Origin of the sequence: Citrobacter sp. Cpo012, from assembly GCF_030333015.1 — a bacterium.
GTDB classification, from domain to species: Bacteria; Pseudomonadota; Gammaproteobacteria; order Enterobacterales; family Enterobacteriaceae; genus Citrobacter; species Citrobacter portucalensis.
The window spans coordinates 366,203-386,562 of the sequence record NZ_JAOWGR010000040.1 but is presented as its reverse complement, the minus strand read 5'-3'; the positions used below and the strand labels follow the sequence as shown (position 1 = coordinate 386,562).

At 49.3% G+C, this 20,360-nt stretch carries 11 protein-coding genes and 1 pseudogene; 11 read left to right on the top strand and 1 reads right to left on the bottom strand.

Going from position 1 to position 20,360, the window contains the following annotated elements:
- Positions 1-63 precede the first annotated feature (63 nt).
- Positions 64-1,211, top strand: a protein-coding gene (locus tag OGX90_RS16235; protein ID WP_155959297.1) for an IS3 family transposase whose coding sequence is annotated in 2 segments (ribosomal slippage) — positions 64-301 and positions 301-1,211 — 1,149 coding nt in all. Because the reading frame shifts where the segments join, the coding sequence is not laid out codon by codon here.
- A 204-nt stretch (positions 1,212-1,415) separates the two neighbouring features.
- On the opposite strand, the gene OGX90_RS16230 is transcribed toward OGX90_RS16235, so the two are convergent.
- A complete protein-coding gene (locus tag OGX90_RS16230; protein WP_219808548.1) occupies positions 1,416-1,766 on the bottom strand; it encodes a helix-turn-helix domain-containing protein in 351 nt (116 codons plus the stop codon).
- A gap of 165 nt (positions 1,767-1,931) precedes the next feature.
- Between OGX90_RS16230 and mads1 the strand changes: the two genes are divergently transcribed.
- The 10 genes and pseudogenes from mads1 (at position 1,932) to OGX90_RS16180 (ending at position 20,334) form a co-directional block, all read left to right on the top strand.
- A complete protein-coding gene (mads1, locus tag OGX90_RS16225) occupies positions 1,932-2,144 on the top strand; it encodes a methylation-associated defense system helix-turn-helix domain-containing protein MAD1 (RefSeq protein ID WP_000063804.1) in 213 nt (70 codons plus the stop codon).
- 22 nt (positions 2,145-2,166) lie between these two features.
- Positions 2,167-4,167: a methylation-associated defense system DNA methyltransferase MAD2 gene (gene mads2, locus OGX90_RS16220; RefSeq protein WP_286624286.1), complete on the top strand. Its 2,001-nt coding sequence runs from the start codon at positions 2,167-2,169 to the stop codon at positions 4,165-4,167.
- Positions 4,167-4,481: a hypothetical protein gene (locus tag OGX90_RS16215; RefSeq protein WP_257438243.1), complete on the top strand. Its 315-nt coding sequence runs from the start codon at positions 4,167-4,169 to the stop codon at positions 4,479-4,481. The genes mads2 and OGX90_RS16215 overlap by 1 nt, the downstream gene beginning before the upstream one ends.
- Positions 4,478-5,893: a methylation-associated defense system restriction endonuclease subunit S MAD5 gene (mads5, locus tag OGX90_RS16210; RefSeq protein ID WP_219808544.1), complete on the top strand. Its 1,416-nt coding sequence runs from the start codon at positions 4,478-4,480 to the stop codon at positions 5,891-5,893. The genes OGX90_RS16215 and mads5 overlap by 4 nt, the downstream gene beginning before the upstream one ends.
- Entirely contained in the window at positions 5,893-10,050 is a 4,158-nt protein-coding gene (gene mads6, locus OGX90_RS16205) for a methylation-associated defense system protein kinase MAD6 (protein ID WP_286624276.1), read from the top strand. Before mads5 ends, mads6 begins: the two co-directional genes overlap by 1 nt.
- Positions 10,040-11,722 (top strand): methylation-associated defense system protein MAD7, encoded by a 1,683-nt coding sequence (gene mads7 / locus OGX90_RS16200; protein ID WP_265815199.1) that lies wholly within the window; start codon positions 10,040-10,042, stop codon positions 11,720-11,722. The genes mads6 and mads7 overlap by 11 nt, the downstream gene beginning before the upstream one ends.
- Entirely contained in the window at positions 11,719-17,172 is a 5,454-nt protein-coding gene (mads8, locus tag OGX90_RS16195) for a methylation-associated defense system ATP-binding protein MAD8 (RefSeq protein ID WP_286624271.1), read from the top strand. The genes mads7 and mads8 overlap by 4 nt, the downstream gene beginning before the upstream one ends.
- A gap of 344 nt (positions 17,173-17,516) precedes the next feature.
- Positions 17,517-17,668, top strand: a pseudogene (locus tag OGX90_RS16190) (FosA family fosfomycin resistance glutathione transferase); the annotation flags it as partial.
- 984 nt (positions 17,669-18,652) lie between these two features.
- Positions 18,653-19,273, top strand: coding sequence for a DUF6088 family protein (locus tag OGX90_RS16185; RefSeq protein ID WP_006686502.1), 621 nt, complete (start codon positions 18,653-18,655; stop codon positions 19,271-19,273).
- Positions 19,273-20,334, top strand: coding sequence for a nucleotidyl transferase AbiEii/AbiGii toxin family protein (locus OGX90_RS16180; RefSeq protein WP_006686503.1), 1,062 nt, complete (start codon positions 19,273-19,275; stop codon positions 20,332-20,334). Before OGX90_RS16185 ends, OGX90_RS16180 begins: the two co-directional genes overlap by 1 nt.
- The last annotated feature ends 26 nt before the right edge of the window (positions 20,335-20,360 follow it).

The following is a 20,360-nucleotide window of genomic DNA, read 5'->3' as shown; positions in this document are numbered from 1 at the left end:
TGAATCGCCACGGGTTTAACAGACACCTCGGAGTCATTTAAGATGACTTAAAGAGAGGTGCCCATGAGCGGTAAACGTTATCCCGAAGAGTTTAAAATTGAAGCAGTCAAACAGGTTATTGATCGCGGTCATTCTGTTTCCAGCGTTGCAACACGTCTCGATATCACCACCCACAGCCTTTACGCCTGGATAAAGAAGTACGGTCCGGACTCATCCACTAATAAAGAACAGTCAGATGCTCAGGCCGAGATCCGCCGACTCCAGAAGGAGTTGAAGCGGGTTACTGACGAACGAGACATATTAAAAAAAGCCGCGGCGTACTTCGCAAAGCTGTCCGACTGAGGTACGCCTTTATTCGTGACAACTCCCGTTGCTGGCCTGTTCGTCTGCTCTGCAGGGTGCTGGATGTTCATCCCAGTGGCTTTTACGCCTGGTTTAAGCAACCGTATTCTCAGCGCCACCAGGTAGATCTAAGACTGACGGGACAGATCAAACAGTTCTGGCTGGAGTCCGGTTGCGTTTATGGTTATCGCAAGATCCATCTGGACTTGCGGGATAGCGGTCAACAGTGCGGAGTGAACAGAGTCTGGCGACTGATGAATCGTGCCGGGATAAAGGCTCAGGTCGGGTACCGGAGCCCGCGGGCACGCAAAGGCGAGGCCAGTATCGTATCGCCCAACAGGCTCCAGCGACAGTTCAATCCGGATGCTCCGGATAAGCGTTGGGTAACGGACATAACCTACATCAGGACCCACGAAGGCTGGCTGTATCTTGCTGTGGTTGTTGATCTGTTCTCACGCAAAATTATCGGCTGGTCAATGCAATCCCGGATGACAAAGGACATTGTCCTGAACGCACTGCTGATGGCTGTATGGCGGCGTAATCCCCAAAAACAGGTGCTGGTTCATTCGGACCAGGGCAGTCAGTACACAAGCCATGAGTGGCAGTCGTTCCTGAAATCACACGGCCTGGAGGGGAGCATGAGCCGTCGCGGTAACTGTCACGATAATGCGGTTGCAGAAAGCTTTTTCCAGTTGCTGAAACGCGAACGGATAAAGAAAAAGATCTACGGAACGCGGGAAGAAGCCCGCAGCGATATTTTTGATTACATCGAAATGTTTTATAACAGTAAGCGTCGGCATGGTTCGAGCAATCAGATGTCACCGACAGAATATGAAAACCAGTATTATCAACGGCTCGGAAGTGTCTAGATTATCCGTGGCGATTCAATTATCAAGGTAAGGAGTAAATGAAATTTATCCTATATTGGGGGGAATGAATTGGACAATCCAATCGATAGTATCTACGAAGCACATCAGGACGTTTATATTAAATATCACCAATTACACAATGATCGTGTTTTAGTGTTGGCGCCTAAGCAGATTTTGAATCGGGATCAACCGGGAGTAGTAGGGCTAATGAGAGTTGGCCTTGATACTTTCGGCTGCTTGAACGAGGCTCTTGAGCTCATCCTCGGTAAAGCAGGCCTCCTTGACATAACGGAGCAAAGTCATGACCTCGGGTTGGTCATGAAGGTAGTCGACAACTTCCGGGTCTGTGGAGGAAGACAAGCGAAACAGCACGTCAGGGTCGGCCGCTAGTATCTTGGCCAGCTCCTTAATTACCTCTGCTCTTGGCGGACGCTCCTTGCCACGCTCGATGCGGCTTAGATAGGCGGGGGAAATGCCTACCTTGAGCGCAGTTTCGCGCAACCCAAGATCTTGGGCGACTCGAAGGTCGCGGATGGTTTCACCAAAGTTTTTCATAGCGTTTAATATACTTCAGTGTTTAGTGTTTTGCAACACGAAACCTCTCTGGTAATCTTTGGCATAATTCGGTATATTTTGGTTTATTTTCACTCAGAGGCAGGAAAGCCACCTCTGTTCTGGTACTGTGCTTTGACGGCCAACAAGCCCTTCAGGAGAGGCGGCATGAGCAATGACGAGGTTCTGAAACTAAAGGATGTTGCCACCCTACTTAAGGTCGGTGAGAAGACAGTCTATTCCATGGCCCAGACCGGGGAACTACCTGCTTTTAAGGTCCGAGGCCAGTGGCGATTTTCCCGAAAGGATATCGACGCATGGATAGAACAACAGAAACATACAACAAAAGATTTCGGTGAGGGTAATACAAAATGCCCCTGACCTCGGAGCGCGGAGTTTTGAAATGAGCAAAAAGAACAGCACACAAACCGAAAACACGATACCGGCTGGGTATACGCTCGACTACGTTTCCGGCAAACAGATCAAGGAAACGAAGAAAGAGCTAGTACGGCAGCGGATCGTTCGCGCCCTAATCCACGAATACGGATTCTCGCCGGAAGATATGGAGCTAGATTTTTCCATTGGCGGCCGCAAGAAGGTGGACGTAGCCATCTTCCACCATGGCAAGGAACACATCATCGAGAATCTGGGGCGCGCTGTGCTCTGCCGTCAGGAACCTAACGTCGGCAAAAATGCCGTACGCATCCGCGATTTTGAACAGGCCGCTCAAGATCTTGATGAAATTGAAGCTATTATGCGCGAAGTTGAAGCCGTTAAGTATGGTTTGTGGACTAATGGCTTGGAGTTCTTCTTTGTTGAAAAAGAGCAACAGCGATTCGAAACAAAGTGCAACCCAATCGGCGACTGGCCTATGGCGGAAGAGTCTGTTGGCACCAAAGATATTATCTCTGATGCTCACACGCGCGTCGCTGACAATGAGATGCTTAAAATCACATTCCGTCGTTGCCATAACTTCATCCATGGCAACGAAGGCATGCCAAAGGACGCCGCCTTCTGGCAGTTCCTCTATCTGATTTTTTGCAAAATGCATGACGAAAACCTTCGGGGAATCCAACGTCAGTCATGGAAGCGGCAGTTCTGGGCTGGCCCTAAAGAGCAGTTTGAAGTTGAGGGCCGAAAGGCCATTCGTGCTCGTATTGAGACGCTCTTTACCGAGGTTAAAAAGCAGTATAAGAACATCTTCCGGGGCAATGAGGAAATCACCCTCTCCAACCGGGCGTTAGCCTTTATTGTTTCTGAGTTAGCCAAATACGATTTTACCCGCACGGACGTTGATGCCAAGGGCGTGGCCTACCAAGAGTTAGTGGGCGTCAATCTGCGCGGCGACCGTGGTCAGTATTTCACTCCCCGGGGCGTAGTCAAGCTAGTCGTGGAAATGCTCGATCCCAAGGAAAGTGAGATGGTGCTAGACCCTGCTTGCGGGACTGGCGGCTTCTTGGTCGCCACTTTGGGACACATGCTGAAGAAATTCCGTGAGGAGCAGAACACCCAGAGCGAAAATGAGGACACCAGCGAGTTTCTGAACGTCCACGATCGGCTGAAAGAGTATGCTGCAGCCAATGTGTTCGGAGCCGACTTTGACCCGTTCCTGATTCGCGCTGCTCAGATGAACATGGTGCTGGCGGGTGACGGTCGGGGTCACATTTACAACATCAACTCTCTGGAGTTCCCGCTGGGACATTTGACCGATCTGCCCTCCGCTAAAAGGGAGATTCCATTGGGGTCAGTGGATATCATCGCCACCAATCCTCCATTCGGCTCCGACATCCCGATCACCGACAAGCATATTCTGGAACAATACGAGTTAGCACATAACTGGGAATCAGATGGCGAAGGTGGTTTCCGCAATACAGGGTCATTGAAAGGCAGTGTGGCCCCGGAGATTCTCTTTATTGAGCGATGCATCAAATGGCTCAAACCAGGCACAGGTCGCATGGGTATCGTGCTGCCCGACGGTGTTCTCGGTAACCCAGCAGCTGAATACATTCGCTGGTGGATCATGCGCGAAACCCAGGTGCTTGCCTCCGTGGATCTGCCTGTGGAAGCTTTCATTGCCGAGGCCAATGTTAACATACTCACCAGCCTGCTATTCCTGCGTCGCAAGAGTGAAGAAGAAAAGCGAGCTGAAGCCTTGGGCGGTATCGATGAGTATCCTGTGTTCATGGCTGTGGCTGACAAGGTTGGTTTTGACCGCCGTGGCAACAATCTATACAAACGCACCCCAGACGGAGAAGAGATCCTTGAGCCCAAGCAGCATATCGAACGCATCCGAATCGGCGGACGTTTCGTGGAACGGACCCTGACTCGTAATGAAAAGATCGAGGACAACGATCTGCCGGTCATTGCTGAGAAGTACCGCGAATTTCTCAAGGAGCAGGACTAATGAACGATCAAGACGACATCATTGAAGCCTCGCAGGATACTACCGAAGAGAGCGGTCTGGATAAGATCTTTGATGAGACCCAGCTCACTGGCGGCCGCAAATTCTGGATCAGGGGCGACGAGCCTTTCACCGAGGTGGGTCAACAGTCTATTGTCCTGCGCATCAATGAACCCATTGCCGTCGCCAAAGCTTGGCAACCAAACCTGCTAACTCATGGCTGGGAGCTGACGCTGGAGCTGTGTATTCATGACGAACTGCCTTTGGTGGCAGAGAAATACAAGGAATTCCGTGCGACTGGTGAGGTGACGTTATGAGCAGAAAGTTCCAAGTGAAAGCGGTTCCAAGCACTTGGCTGGAAAGTAATGGACGGCGGTTAGACTGTGGTCCTTATATGTCTGGTGCGGCAGAGATTCGCGAACTCCTAAAGAAACACAAAACTGATGTACTTCCCGTTTTGACAGCAGGTCACGATGGTGGGATTTACAACGGCCCTCAGTTCGAAAGGAATTATGTTGATGATGCGCAATACGGTGTTCCGTTTTTAACAACCACTTTCATGATGCAGGCTGATTTGAGCCGGTTACCTCTTCTGAGCAAGAAGGATGCGCACTCTAGGAAACTCAGCTACTTGCGGGTTCATGAAGGGATGACGTTAATTACGTGTTCCGGAACGGTGGGAAGGACCATTTATGCACGCTCAGACATGAATAATGTTTGGTCCAACCAAGACATTCTGAAGATTGTTGCTGACCCGAATCGAATACTTTCGGGGTACCTGAATGCATATCTTTGCACGAGATTCGGAGTGCCCTTTGTTGTTTCTGGGAAATACGGTTCGGTAATCACTCATCTTGAGCCAAAGCATTTTGCTGATCTCTTGGTTCCCCGTCTCGGAAAAACTATCGAACAGAAGGCTCATGATCTTGTTGAACAGTCTGCGGCACTACTCACCCAATTCCAAGCCAATTTAACTGAGGCAACGGAGCTCTACTTCGATTCTGTTGGTCTGAAGGACCTCACTGCAAGCGAGTGGCATTCTTGGGGGGCAGATCTTGGCTTCACAGCTAAAGCCGGAGTCAAATCTCTACGGGCGTTAAATTTTAACCCACGTTTTAACCAACTTTGTGACCGTATTAAGCAAGGTCCTTGGAAACCCTTGGGTGAGCTATGCGTTTCCGGTACGCTTAAACGCGGAGTTCGTTTCAGTCGTGTGGATGCTGATCCTGAATATGCATATCGACTGATCGGACAAAAGGAACTTTTCTGGTTACGTCCACAAGGGCGGTGGATTGGGAAAAATTTTGTCCCGGGCGGCGTACTCGTTGAAGATGGCTGTGTACTTGTGGCTGCTCAGGGCACACTCGGTGAATCAGAACTTTATTGTCGTGCGGAATTTGCAACCGGTAAGGCTTTGGAGAACGCATATTCAGAACATATTCTCCGTGTATTGGCGGATCAGAGTTTGATTGAACGTGGTGCCCTCTTTGCTTTCATGCGTTCCGAGTCTGCTTTCAGAATGCTTCGTTCCATTTCGGTGGGCAGTAAGCTTCAAGACCACCATTACGCGATGCTCCCCTCGCTTCCCATCCCTTATCCGTCAAGTGACATCAGGACGCGCTGTAATGACCTTGTTATTGCAGCATATGAGGCAAGGGAAAAGGCTATCGAGCTCGAAGACCAAGCCCGCGCCCTGGTCGAGCGCACAATTGAGGAGGGCGGTCGCTAATGGCGAAGGTCATACCCATCGGGCAACCTGCAAACGAATCTGAACGCCAGGCCATCGGTTTCCTTCGGGATCATCTTCCCGATGGCTGGTTGATCTTCCACAACTTCGAGATGCGTCAAGGGGAGGAGGTGTTCGAAATCGATATCGCAATCCTCGCGCCTCATGCGATTTATTTGGTGGATGTCAAAGGAACGCGTGGCAACATCGATGTGTATGGCTCAAAGTGGTATCCCGAGGGGAGGCAAAAATTTCACTCCCCTCTGGCAAAGCTGCGCAACCACGCCAAGGTGATGAGCACCTTATTGGCTGACAGCAATAAAGGAATAATCGAGTTACGTAAAGTGCATGTACATGCGGTTGTATTGCTTACAGCAGATGATGCCCAGCTATATGATCCTGCTGGCATCGATAGCCCGGATGTGACTGACTACAAGCGCTGCTTAAAACTCTTTACTGATAAGGGGAAAATCCCAAGCCACCGTCTTTCTGATATTCGTTCTTATCACTCACATATTGACAAAGCCATTCAAGGTAGAGCCAAGCCAAAATCAGCTCCCCCTGTGTTTGGAAGTTGGCAGGTTATAGAAAAACTTGGTGGCACAGACCGTTACACCGAGTACCGCGCAAAGCACAATTTATTGGGGGCGAAGGCGGGTCAGGTTCGCCTAAGAGTTTATCGCGCAGACCCCTATCTAGAGGAAGCCGCCCGCAAAGACGAACTGAAAAAAATCAGTAATGCTTTTGTGGCTGTTCAGCACATGAGTGCTCATTCGAATGTATTGGCTGTGCGTGACCTGATTCAATCTGACGATGGTAATGAAATTACTTTGGTGGCCGATGATATTTCAGGTCAAGCGCTGCGTCAGCATTTAAAAAAGCCTACTTTTGCGCTCACAACAGATCAAAAATACCAGGTGATCAAAGGTGTACTTTCTGCATTGGATCACGCACATCAACATCAGGTCATTCATCGAAACCTCACACCAGATGCGATTCTCATCACTAAAGGGGGTATAGCTCGCATCACCGATTTCGACTTTGCTCGAGTAGGTAAAAACCGATCGATTTCAGAAACTATTGCTAATCAAATTACCGAAGATCTCGATTCGGCTTATCGCGCTCCCGAATTAGTGATATCCGAGCAAAAGTCTGAGCCGAAAGAGGCCTCCATTGCTTCTGATTTATTCTCTGCAGGCTTAGTATTTTACGAGTTGCTAACTGGTGAGTTGCCCTACGAAAATATTGATCAAATGATCGAAGCCGATGGTAAATTCCCTATCAAACCCTCGGAGCACAAACCTGATTTCCCCAAAGGCATTGATGAGTGGTTGCAAACCTTTTGTGAGTTCGATCCTGAAGATCGTTTTGCCAGCGCTGCTATAGCTAAAAAGCAATTTGAAGATCTGATATTACCCGAAGGCAAAAGTGAAAAAAAACCTTCTGCACCAGCTTTTAACATTCCTGATGACCTAACCAACCTGCCTGCCGATTTTGTATTAGCTGAGCGTTTCAGTGTGCAAAAGAAACTCGGCAGCGGTGGCTTTGGGGTGGTCTATAAAGTATTTGATGCTTTAGGCGATGTAGTTCGCGTTATCAAACTTGTGACCAAAGACCGGCGTAGCGTTTATGAGCGCCTGCGCCGCGAATATAAGACACTCACCAGCCTGCCAGATCATCCACATGTCGTTAAGGTTATCTGGGCCGATCGAATGGCTGATGCAAATCAAACTCCTTATATCGTCTTTGAGTATGTGGAAGGCTTGGACGTGTCCGATCTGATCGATACTGAAGCCTTGGCGGTGGATGATGCTGTTCGCATTGTTCGCGAAGCAGCCGAGGGCTTAGCGCATCTCCATAAACATGGTATTTATCATCAGGACGTTAAACCCTCTAATTTGCTATGGACTGATAAAGGTGTTCGTATCATTGATTTTAATGTCGCGGTATCCGAAAGTGACGAGGTTCAGGGAGGTGGTGGCACTCGTCGCTACCTGCCGCCGGATTACGATTACAATTCCGAGCCGGATGCTTCTGACCGGGTAGACCGCGACATCTATGCTTTGGGTATCACCTTCTACGAGTGTCTGACCAGCAAGTATCCGTTCGACGATCCCACGCCGCCGATCAAGACTCAACCCAAGGACCCCAAGCAGTTCAAAGGATGTGCCGACCTCAGCTCGTCACTGGTCAACATTCTGGTGAAGATGATCGCGCCGGAGCGTAAGGAGCGCTTCACGTCAGTCGATGAGTTCTTGACTGCCATGGCTGAGGTCAAGCGTCTGCGCTCGGTGCTGACCACCGGCGAGATTGGAGCCGGCCCCAAGGTGGTATCCAGGCTGGGCTTCGAGCCGACCAAGCCCAATAGCAACCCCTTTGTCACCCATCTGCTGACCCTCTACAGCCAGAGCCAGGTATCCAACGCGGGAACCCGTGGCCTCGACGAAGTTGGTAAGGCCACATATGTGCCGACATATCTGGACGAAAAGCTTAAGCCCGCCTTGCTCAAAGGCGAGTTTAAGCTCGTGATCATTAGCGGTAACGCAGGTGATGGCAAGACCGCCTTTATTCAGCAGGTTGAGTCCTTTGCCGAGAGCAGGGGCGCGCAGATGCAACGAGGCGCGAATGGAGCAGTGTTCCAGATCAAGGGGCATACCTACCTGAGTAACTATGACGGCAGCCAGGATGAAGGCGATGAGCGAAACGATGCGGTGTTGCGGAAATTCTTTGCTCCTTTCGCGGGTAAGGATGCCTCTAGCTGGCCCGAAAATCAGACTCGCCTAATAGCCATTAACGAGGGACGGCTAGTCGATTTTTTCCTAGAGCATGAAGAGGAGTACCCGCTGCTCGCCAGGCAGATCCAACAGGGTTTGGCCGGGGCCGTTCCGGAAGGCGGCATAGCGATCATCAACCTCAATTTGCGCTCGGTAGTTGCTGACCCCGAAGAAAGTCAGCCTTCGATTTTTGAGAGGCTGATTGCCCGCATGACACACCAGGAATACTGGCAAGCCTGCGAGAAGTGTGGCATCAAGGGCAAGTGTTTTGCCTACCATAATGCCCGGACTTTCCAGGATCCGGTTGCCGGCCCCAAGGTGATCGAGCGTCTGAAGATGCTCTACACCATTACCCACCTTCGCGGGAGATTGCATATCACTATGCGCGACCTACGGTCGGCGTTGGCTTTCATGTTAGTGGGCACCCAAGATTGTGACGGTATTCACCAGCTTTATCAGACCGGTGGTGAAGAGGTCCAAAACCGCATCTTGGACGGATTCTATTTCAACTCGTGGCTTGGTGGGGAAAAAGGCTCCAATGACCGACTTATTGCTCTGCTGCGCGAGATCGACATTGCTGAAGTCAGCAACCCTGATCTGGACCGCGAGTTAGGCTTTCTCCATCCCAGGGCTAAGGCTATGAGTCGTTTCTCGTTTGCAGAACGAGCCGGATATGACAATGAATTGGTTGAAGCGTTGTTTGACAGCCTGCCTCGCGATTACTCATCGAAAAATCGTGCCCGATTGATTTCCAGACATCGGAATTACATTTCACATATGCGACGTCGCCATTTCTTCGAACGAAGGGACATAGGGTGGAAGGAGATGCTGCCATATGAAAGCATCGATCCCTTCTTGGTCTCCACGCAGCGGACAGGTACAAAAAGCAACGATGAGGTGACTGCAATTCTCCGCGCCATCAACCGAGGCGAAGGTTTAAGCGACCCTGCGAGGCTAGGTAACCAGTTGGCACTGCGTGTTCGCCAAGTGGATAAAGGTACTATTCGCAGTTACCGGCTTTTCGACGGTAACTATTTTTCGCTTCGTACCGAACAGGAGACCGCGTCTCATCCTTTCCTCGAGTGCCTGTCTCAGGCGTTGGTCCTGCTTTATGACTCCGGCGAAGGGCACAAGGCCAGCCTACGAATCAATCTCGATATATATGAAATGCTGATGCGCCTTAACGACGGCTACCGACCAAGCGTAGAAGAGCAAGAAGGCTTTTTGTTGAGCTTGTCCGTCTTTAAGAACTTGTTGGCCTCTGTACCTTACAACGAAGTATTGTTAACCAAGGCTGGCCACAAATTTTACGAAATCCGTCGAGAACAAGATGGACGGCTAGTAATGGAAGCGTCTGAAAAGGGGGCCGAATACAATGTCAATTAAAGGCCGTGACAAAGAGTTTCGAATCCCGAAAGTTTCTTATCTCGATTTTAAACATATTGAGATGGATCGCGTACTCACCATGTTGTTTCCACGATTGAAATACGATGGCTATGGTAGTCGCAGACCTCCTCGCGGTGGTGATCTTTCAGTTGAGGAGTTTCTCGAAGATTTCCTTGAACATCCCGAGTGGTTTGCTGGTTTCGATCAAAACCCTGAAATTGTTCGAGCTTGGATTGAAACAGATCTTATGGATCTAGTGAATAGAGGTAAAAGCAACCAAGCTCTAGCTGCACCACGTCCTTTGCATGGTAATACCTATAAGTTTCGTAACGCGAAGCACACCCGAGATTACGGCGCTGCAGAGCAAATCTACTGGATGCTTTTCTATGCCCGCAAAGGTAAGGGCCAAGCGGCGCGAGATGCCTTGAAGCGTTTCTTCTTCCCAGGGGTCGACTTGGTGACGGACCGTTACGATCCCAACGCTTCCGTGGATGTGGAAACGCAGGCCATCTTGCGATTAGACCAACAGGTTACGCAGGATATGAAGGATTCCAAGGAGCCCGCACGTTTCCAACCTCTGTGTATAGGGCAGGCCGATATTTTGGCAGACGATATTCTGCGTTTACTCGCCTATGAGCCTTATATCCCGCGCTCGGTGTTGGTTGACTATCTCAAAACTCTGATGGCCTTCCATCTGGCACTTTATCACCTCAAACTACTGCAAATGCTGCCCAAGCTGGTGAAACAGCGCTCTGGTAACGATCTCTGCACCGCCAGGGAATGTCCGATCAACCCGGGTCTCGACAATGCTCTGGAAGGTTGCCCTTACCGCTTGGCGTTGATAGTAGATATGGGGGACGTCAACAATCCGCACATGGTTGAGTTAGCTCGAAAATCCACTGACCGGCTCTATCGTCAGATACCTGCTTTTGTGCAGGCCAATTTTGTCGTCAAGAAACTCGATGAAATGGCGGAATACCTGAGCAAAAAAACTGGTAAATTGGCTCCTCCAGGAGGCGGTGTGTTCACTGTTAGTGATCTGATATCCCTGCTGAAGCCCGAACACGACACCGAGCGTCAAGCCTACTTCAAATTCCGCTTGGCGAGCCTAATTGAAGAATCGGCCTCCAGGAATGAGGATTTAGACCCAGAGATCCGGGACGTCACCGCCATGGGCTTGGGTGAATTCGATTCCTTCATTGAAATACTGATGGCCTATCGAGGTAAATATCACCGCCAATACATCACTGAGTGCTTGGATTCTCTTCTGCTGAAGAATAAAGAAAGTGGGCTTTTGGCTCAGGCCCGGACTAAGGGAAGCCCACGTAGATTTGTGTTAGGAAGCAAGCTGCTCGAAGTGCTCCTCCAGGTAGCTGTACTCACCCAAGACGGCGGGCGTTTTGTGACCCACGAGGTTCGCATCGAAGAATTGTTAGCCTTTTTAAGGAACCGCTACGGTCTTTACATCGACCAGTTACCAGAAGGAACCATAGCTAACAGCAGCATACTAGACAAACGTGCCCTGCGTCTTAATCTCGAAGCCTTCAAGCGCCGCCTTCGTGAAATTGGGTTCTACCAGGATTTGTCGGATGCTTATGTAACCCAAAAAGTATCGCCCCGATATGCAATTGAAAGATTTGATAGAACTGATAAGAATGGGAGACACACATGAGTAGCGCGTTCATAAAGCTTCCACAGGATAAATTGAATGCGGCGTTGGCTGGAGTGCTGTGTCCTCGTATCGAAGCGATCCTGAGTGATCGTGGCCCAGGCCACTGTGTGCGAGTCACTGACCTTGATGACGAAGTTATGGAGTCAGTATGCTGGGAACTTAGGCGAATCTGGCCTGACGGGAACATATTTATACTCGGCAGTCATGACCAAGAAGGCATGCCTTTCCGAGTAACTTCCACCAAGTTGGTGGAACTGCGTAATCCTGACGCGAACGGCGAGCTGCGCCAGCCTTTGCTAGTGTTCATACCGACCTCGCTCCGTACTAGTGCCGAGGATTCTTTTGGCGTGGCGACCTTCGAGGAACTTACCTTCACCGATATCTACGAGGATCTGATCGAATCGCTGTTTGACCGGCTCCCGGCAACGCTGGCTAGCTATGTTCGCGATCTTTTGGGTATTCTCACCGAGGAGGAATGGCTATTTGCCGACGATGTTTCTCGCGTGCGGTATCTACTTACCGCGCTCGAAAACGGGATTGATGGCGAAACGCTTGGGGCCAGTCTGTATGAATTGGCGTTGATTCCGGACTTCAAGCTCTTTGCCGATCCGGGCATAGTCATTGGAAAAATTCGCCGTAATCTTGTCAGCGTCCGCAGTTTGATAACCTCGCACAAGTCGGTTCGTGGTCGTATTGCTGATCTTGGGCTCAGTGATAAGGCATTGGAGTCGCGTCTATTCACCTATTTTGAAAAACACGATATCCATGAGTCAGAATTCTGGACGCCACCCATTGCGACAGACAAGAGTTGGTGGAGCATTTCTTTCGATAAATGGACGTTCAAAGAAGAGCTATCACTGGACAAGGTTCTTCTGACTGTGTTGGAAACCGACTTGCCGGTCGTTGCGGACGATGAAACCGACGAGCAACTCACTGGCCTCATCGGGCAACAGGTTCTGGTACCGAACGATCGTCGTAAAATGAACGTGGTGTTTGAGGTTAATCCTCACCCCGGCAAGGTCAGTGGGCTTGACCATTTTATGGTGCAAATCATTTCGCAGAATGACGGCCCGGTAGGGAAATCTAAAAAGGTAAAGGCCTGGACCCCGAACCGCCTGCAATGTACTACAAGCCTTGCTAAACTCAATAAAATCGAATTCGATGAAGGATGGCATTTCATCCGTGTAATGCCCTGGACTGCCGATGGCGACCCGATTCCGCTGGAAGCGGATTCCACCTCCGAGGGCGCTAAGCGCTCTTACGAGAGCGAGCCTTTCTACGTCTTGCCCGGTGGCAACATTGAAGAAGAGCCCCCTCAACGTGCCGTTCCTATTGAGCAGAGCCTGGAGCATGCACGTTTCCGACTGCAATTGACAGCCTTGGGTGATGAACGTGATCCCGATGATATCGCCATCAGTGGTGTCGCCTGGTCCGAGGGCGGTCGTACCAAAAAGTCCTCCCGCCTTGAAACCTTGCACGCAAAATTCGGTCGTGAGGGGGCTGTTCAGATTCCGCTATCACGTACGCTCAAAATTATCGAGCAACGCATCTTAGCAAAGCCTAAACACCCGTCAGGCTGGCGAATGCAGATCAACCTGGATACCGCTGAGCCGCCCTCCGAGGTCGGGCTCATGCTGCCCTCTTCTGCTGCGATGGCATCTTTCCTGGCTGCCCGTGAAGAGTTTTTTGCAGCGGTGCGCAAAGACACTGCCGAACTGATCATGCAGGGGCTGTTGTTCCAGGACTCTGAAAAGGAATGCCTCGCGTATGCTGAAAGCTATCTTGACTTGGTCAGGAATCTCATCCGCCAGGCCGAGATGACTTCTGGTGTCGAGCGCCAGCAACACCTGCAATCGCTAAGAAACATACTGGCCGTTGATTCAATCCATGTCATCCTGACCGACTTCCGTGGAAGGCATCGCGAGGCTGTTTTGGTCTCCCCAACCCATCCGCTCCGAGCCTTGTGGCTGAACAGTTGGGTTACTCTGGGCAAGGATTGGATCGGGAAGATCAAGTCAGGTGGGAAAGAATACATTCCTCACGTCCGTTCCGCCCTATTGGATAGCCTTGTGCCCTCAGCCTATCCTGTTGGCATTCCCGTAGAGGATGGTCGTATCTTCACGCCGGTGGACAATCTAAATACGTTTTGGGCTCTATACGCTCCAACAACCGAGGATAATTCTCGTGGTCTGATGGCGGAGATCTGTTCGGCACTTGGCTTGGCCGAGCCCTCTGCGGCGGGAACTGATATTTCCGGAAAGGTCATTGCGGATAAGATTGAGCGCTATCTCTCCCAGCATCCTTATGTGAGAGAGCTATCGCTGAATATCTTTAACCCCGGAGCTGGTTCGTTAATAGCAGAGGCTTTGATAGCGCTTCAGCAGAAAGGTGAGTATGCCAATTTACGCTATGATATACGGCTCTTTACCTCCGAGCCTGACTCGCCAGTTTTGGGTGAGGCGCTTGAATCCATAGTTCGTCCCGGAGCGACGGTGAATGAGGCTGCAGACGCGTTTGCTGCATCAACTGGCAGTCATCTGTTTTCCAAGCTGAACTTGGCTAAGCACGCGTTGAATGAATTCCATGCAAATCCCAAGGATTTTCCAGCGCACATCAGCGTTCTTTTGGATGTGTTCCCCGCCGAGGAGCTTTCCATTTCCGAGAGGCCGATGGGGGTGACTCCGTTGTATGGGTTGATACAGGGTTTTGACACCGAATTCGTTGACGACGATTCGGGTACCTTCTGGAATAAGCAGCCTATTATTGGGCGCTCCTTCGGTGCGAGTAACCACGCTGCGTGTTTCGATTTGCTGTCGTCGCTGAGCCGTCACCTCTGTTTTGCAACCTCAGCGGTTGCTGCTTCTGGTGCTAGTTTCAAGGCCGTACCCGTTGTAACCCTTGGCCTCGATGTGGCCCAACGAGAACTGATTTACGAGGTTCACCAGATCAGCGATTGGGTGTTCACTATCGACCGAAATATGGGGATTGAGTTTTTCGACCATGGCGGTCGGAAGAACAGACCGGATTATCTGATTGACTATGTGCCAGGAGCCAGCTCCCAGGCGACACATAATCTGATAATCTCCTCGCGCTCGAACGATGAATTGGAGGCCATGCTGAAGCCGGTGCTGCTTGAGCACGGTTTGTCCGCCGACGGCGAGCAGTCGGTTCAGATACTTGCGAACCTACGCTCGCTTTCTGGTCAGCTTGCCCTGAAACTGATTTCCGCACGTACGCAACAGGCGGAGGCTCTTGGCCTGGCTCTGGCGAGGCTCTATCTCGAATATCAAGGCGCGTTAAGCAATCAGATCATTGTGCCATTAGACGCACACACGGACCTCTACCGCTCAAGCGGTGAGTCATACGATGTTAACGATGCTATCAGCCTACAACGTACCGACTTGGGCTTGTTTGATTTAGATTTAAACACCAGGACGATCACCTGTAATCTGGTTGAGGTGAAGTGTTATTCGCAGGTTGGTGCCTTTGCGGCTTTCAACCAACTGAAGGAACGGATCTCCGCCCAGATAAATCAGAGTGAGCGCATCCTCCAGCGTCACTTTGACCCGGCCCTGAAAAAACCGGATCGGCCGGATAGGTTGCTCAAGAGCCGGGAGTTGGCTCAGATTCTTAGGTTCTATCTGGAACGCTCACTGCGTTATGGGATCTTTGAAGAGACTGCCGCGCACGAAGCGAGAGGACTACTTGAATCCATTGAGCAGGGCTACTCGCTTCAATTCAGGCGGTGCGCTTTGATTTTCGACTTTGACAAGTCTGGAACAGAATCTCCTGACAACGAGGTTGGCATCGAATTTCATCGTATCGGCAAGGATCTCATTCATGCCTTGCTGGAGAACTGCCGCAAGCCTGTGTCTGTCGAGAGTGAGGAAGTACCGACAGCTCCTACTCTGAGCGAACAGTTCATTTCGAACGTACCGAAGCTCGAGACTGCCGCTTTCATCGCCCCTAATAGGGCCCGCTCGACATCCTGGACGGTGGACGAGCTTTGGGACGATGAGCTGGAGACACCAGTCACACTGCCAACACCTTCTGTCTCAGAGGAAACCATCGCACCTGTTCAAAAGGAAGCACAGGCGAAACCCGTCGAGCAAGCACCTGAACCTACCACCATTGTGCCCAAACAAGAAAAAGATGACGAACAACCCGCCACCGTTGATGTGGAACCGGAAGAAGCTGTTCAACCCGAGATTGAAGTGCAGGAGCATCTGACATCCGAGCCTCAAGCCGAAGTCAGCTACGACATCATGCTGGGCGTTAATGGTTGTTCACCGCAGTACGGATTGCTCGGAGAGGTTTCCGGACGGAAAATCGCGCTGGACCTCAATCATACCCACACGATCAGTCTCTTCGGGGTTCAAGGCGGTGGAAAGAGCTACACCCTTGGAACAGCAATTGAGATGGCCTCAATGCCGATTCAACACATTAATGTGCTGCCAAGCCCGCTCGCCACAGTCATTTTCCATTATAGCCCGACGCAGGATTATGCGCCGGAGTTTACCTCGATGATTAATGCCAACTCGGTAGAGGATGAGATCTGTATCCTTCGTGAGCGTTACAAGGCCAACCCGGAAGCATTGAAGGATGTCTTGATTCTTACCCCTGCCAACAAGGTAGATGATCGCAGGGCCGAGTACCCGGATATTGAGGTTAAGTCGATTGCTTTTTCTGCCGCTGAACTCAAGGCAGCACACTGGAAATTCCTAATGGGGGCGATTGGTAGCCAGAGCATGTATATGCGCCAAATCAATCTCATCATGAGGGGACTGCGGGATAACCTGACCTTGGATTCTCTGCGGGCAGGCATCGATAACTCTGGTTTGTCCGATCATCTAAAGGAGCTGGCCCAGACGCGCTTACTGTTTGCAAGCGAATATATCGATGATAACCAGCGTCTCCAGGATCTGATTCGCCCCGGCCGGTTGATTATCGTGGATCTGCGAGATGAATACATCGAGAAGGACGAAGCTCTCGGTTTGTTCGTGGTGATGCTACAGGTTTTCTCAGAAGCAACCTACCAAGGAAGCGCCTTCAATAAGCTGGTGGTTTTCGATGAAGCTCACAAATATATCGAAAATGATGACTTGGTTTCTGGCCTTGTCGAGGTTGTCCGTGAGATGCGGCACAAGGGAACAAGTATTATGGTAGCCTCTCAGGACCCTCCATCAGTCCCGATCTCTCTGATCGAGTTGTCTTCACAGATCATCATGCATAAATTCAACTCACCTGCATGGTTGAAACACATCCAGAAGGCGAATGCCGCTCTTGGTGAGCTGACCTCCGACAAGATGAGCCATCTTGGAACCGGCGAAGCCTATGTATGGTCGAGCAAGGCCTCGGACGACTCATTCACCCGGGGCGCTGTGAAGATCAAGTGCCGTCCTCGCATTACCCAGCATGGTGGCAGTACCAAAACGGCCGTGGGTCGGTAGGAGATCTTTAAAGGGGCTACTTGGAAAACGGAGAATATCCTACACTAAGCATGTTTTTTAAGCAGATATGATAGGCAGCTTTGAGCGAAGCGGACATTACAGCCAAGCTGAACTAAGCATGGAAAACTAAACATACTGCACAAAAAAAGGATCAGTGGCTTTTTTTAATTATCAGTCTCACCTCCGGTGGAGGTGACGATTGTTCATGTGGTTTTTTCCTATAGAATGCCCATGCTAAATACTGCCTCGGTTTGTTACCAGCAAATTAGGGAGTAAATAGCATGGGCAGATATAAATCCGCTTCCCACTTATTCTATCGCTGTCAGTATTTTGTATGGACGACGGTCTGGAAAGACAATAAAAGCGAAGGGCAATCTTTCTATTTTCTTGACCCGGATGGCCACAAGCTGGAGCTACATGTGGGAGATTTATCATCTCGATGGCGCAATGCCGTGAGAAGCCTTATTCTGGAATGCGTTTCGGATCGGAAAAATAATCACACAACTTTGTGATCTTCCACACAGTATTCAATTTTATGTCCCATTATGGGGGCAAACCCCCAAAGCAAAATCTAACAACTCATTAATTTTCAATAAACTAAACGAAAAGGCGAGTCCGGCACAGAAAACGATATGGCTGGAGTTCAAATCACGATTTTCTTGGCTAAGGGTTATGCTTATATGCATGTTCCCCTTATCATGGAACTTATTAACAATAAAAAAGTAAGAAAATTGAGACTTGATTTTTTACTTGAATTATTAAATCTATCATGCACAGTTTAATAAAATAAGCCCCTGAGATGACTAGGTAAAATGAAAGAAAGTTTAATGATTGGATATCTTTGGTGGTAACTCTAGATGCTGATGATGAATACAGAAATAAGAACGCCAGAACGGCGTCCTTAAATAACTAACAAGATTTATCTTTTGGGTTTTATTAATGATTGTATCAATGGTATAATTAACCATCCTGTTAGTTGCTTCAGGTAGTCAACAATTGTACCATCCGATAATAAATAATGGAGAGCAAATAGAATGAGTATTAAAAATATATTTTTGCAAGTTAAAAATTTATTTAAATTTAAAACTTTTATTCTGCCACGCATTGCGATTAGCGAACGCTCACGCGTCTTGGTGCTTTGCACTCGCGATATCGCAATGCGTGGCAGAGCTTAGCATAATTTTTCAAATAAGTCAACGTGTTAGTAATAATATCCTAATAAATTCTTGCTTCTTTATCCATAAATATTTTCATATCGCTCTCTAAATAATGTCCTACCTGTGCATTCCTCATATGGCATTGATTTAAGTTGAAAATTATCTGAACCAATACTGTTTTTGTGAAAAAACTTTTCAACGAAATATGATGGCCTTGATAGACTACCTTTTGCTGACGTAAGCATCCTTGAAATCCCCATGGCATAAGGTCTATAATGATTTCACATGGTCTGTTGTGTGTCACTTAAGGTTAAGGAGTGCGTATGTCTGTTATAGCACTGGTCCGTCAGCGGATTAACCGCATGAGACGAGGTATACCGTTTTCTATCAGTGGGTTCTACCCGCTGGGAAGTCGCGCATCTGTACAGCAGGCTATGAGTCGTCTGGCAAAAGAAGGCATGATTGTTCGCGTAGATCGAGGATTTTATGCGCGACCGAAACCACTCAAGAATATTCCTTCCATCAAGATCGTAACCAGTGCTGAAAAGGTAGTAGCTGCATGGGCTAAAGAGCGTGGTTATAAAATTACCATCCAAGGGCTGGAGGCTGCTTATCGGCTGGGTATGCAGACGCAAGCTCCGGTTAAGCGTATTTACTGGTCGAATGGTCCAACCAGAGAGTTTAAGGTTGGCAACGAGACTGTGATTGTTCAGCACAAGTCAGAAAGTAAACTGAAGTGGCTGAATCGGCCTGAAGGGGAGTTGTTACGTGGGTTGCTGAGCCTGAGTGGAAAGTATGCCCGTCTGGAAGCAATCAAAAATGCTTTTAACCGTCTTAATATCTCTTCCCGGGAAGCTCGCTCAGCCATTGCTAAGAAATTAGTGAGTGAACCAGCTCTTCAGGGATGGCGTACTCAGCTTGAACTCTTTCGGCAGGCTATCTGATGAGCAGCATCTTTGAACTCTATAAAACTGAAGAAGGGCGGGGCCAACTTCAGGAAATATTCAGTTATGCTGCACAGAAGCACCCATTGAGTCTGGGGGCGAGCTTTCTGGAAAAGGATCTCTGGGTTACAGAGATCCTACGTCTTCTGTTTGATGAAGGTTTTCTTCACCCATACACAGTCGCTTTTAAAGGTGGAACCTCATTAAGCAAGTGCTGGAATGTGATTGAGCGCTTTTCTGAAGATATCGATTTATCGATTCACTGGGCGGAACTTGCTGGCCATTCAGAAGAACAGGAACAAGAAGCCTGGAAAGCAAGTACCCGAAGTCGAAGTCAGAATCAACGCTTTCGTGAACAACAGCAAACAAGACTCGAAGAATGGACCGCAGAGTTAGTGGAAAAACTTAATCAGCGTTTCCAGTCTTATGGTATTTCCGGCCTGGAGGCTCGTTTAGAGGCGGAAAGTAGGGGAGAAAAGGTCGATATATTCTTTCCTCGTGTTCACGCTGATTCTGCGGCTTACCAGCGAGATCATATCTTATTGGAGTTCGGTGGTCGTAACCGAGGGAAACCGACGGATACAATAACGGTAAGCAGTTATTTATCCGGAATAAAAGAGCTGGGTGAACTGGAGTTGCCATCTGCAACAGTCCAGGCTTATAACCCTGGCTATATTCTCTGGGAAAAAATTACCGCACTGCATCAGTTTTGTACCCAGGAAAAAGAACTAAATGCAGAACGTCTATCCCGTCACTGGTACGATGTTGATTGCCTGTTACAGCATCAGTTTGCCGATCTTTATGATACAAAAGAAGCAATGCATAACGTGATTGAAATGAAGCAGCAGCGCTGGACCTTTCCTGGTGTGGATTATACGTTGGTTGCTAAAGGTGAGTTACGTCTGGTCCCTGAAGATGCTGGGCGCCTTGCTGCTATCGCTGAAGATCATCGTATTGCAATTGAGGGTGGCATGTTTTTTAAGGAGCCTGACGGCTTTGATAAAATTATTGAACGTCTCCAACAAGTTCAGGATGAATTTAATTGTGCTATGAAAAGGTAATGGGACCTGATACGTTTAATTCCTAA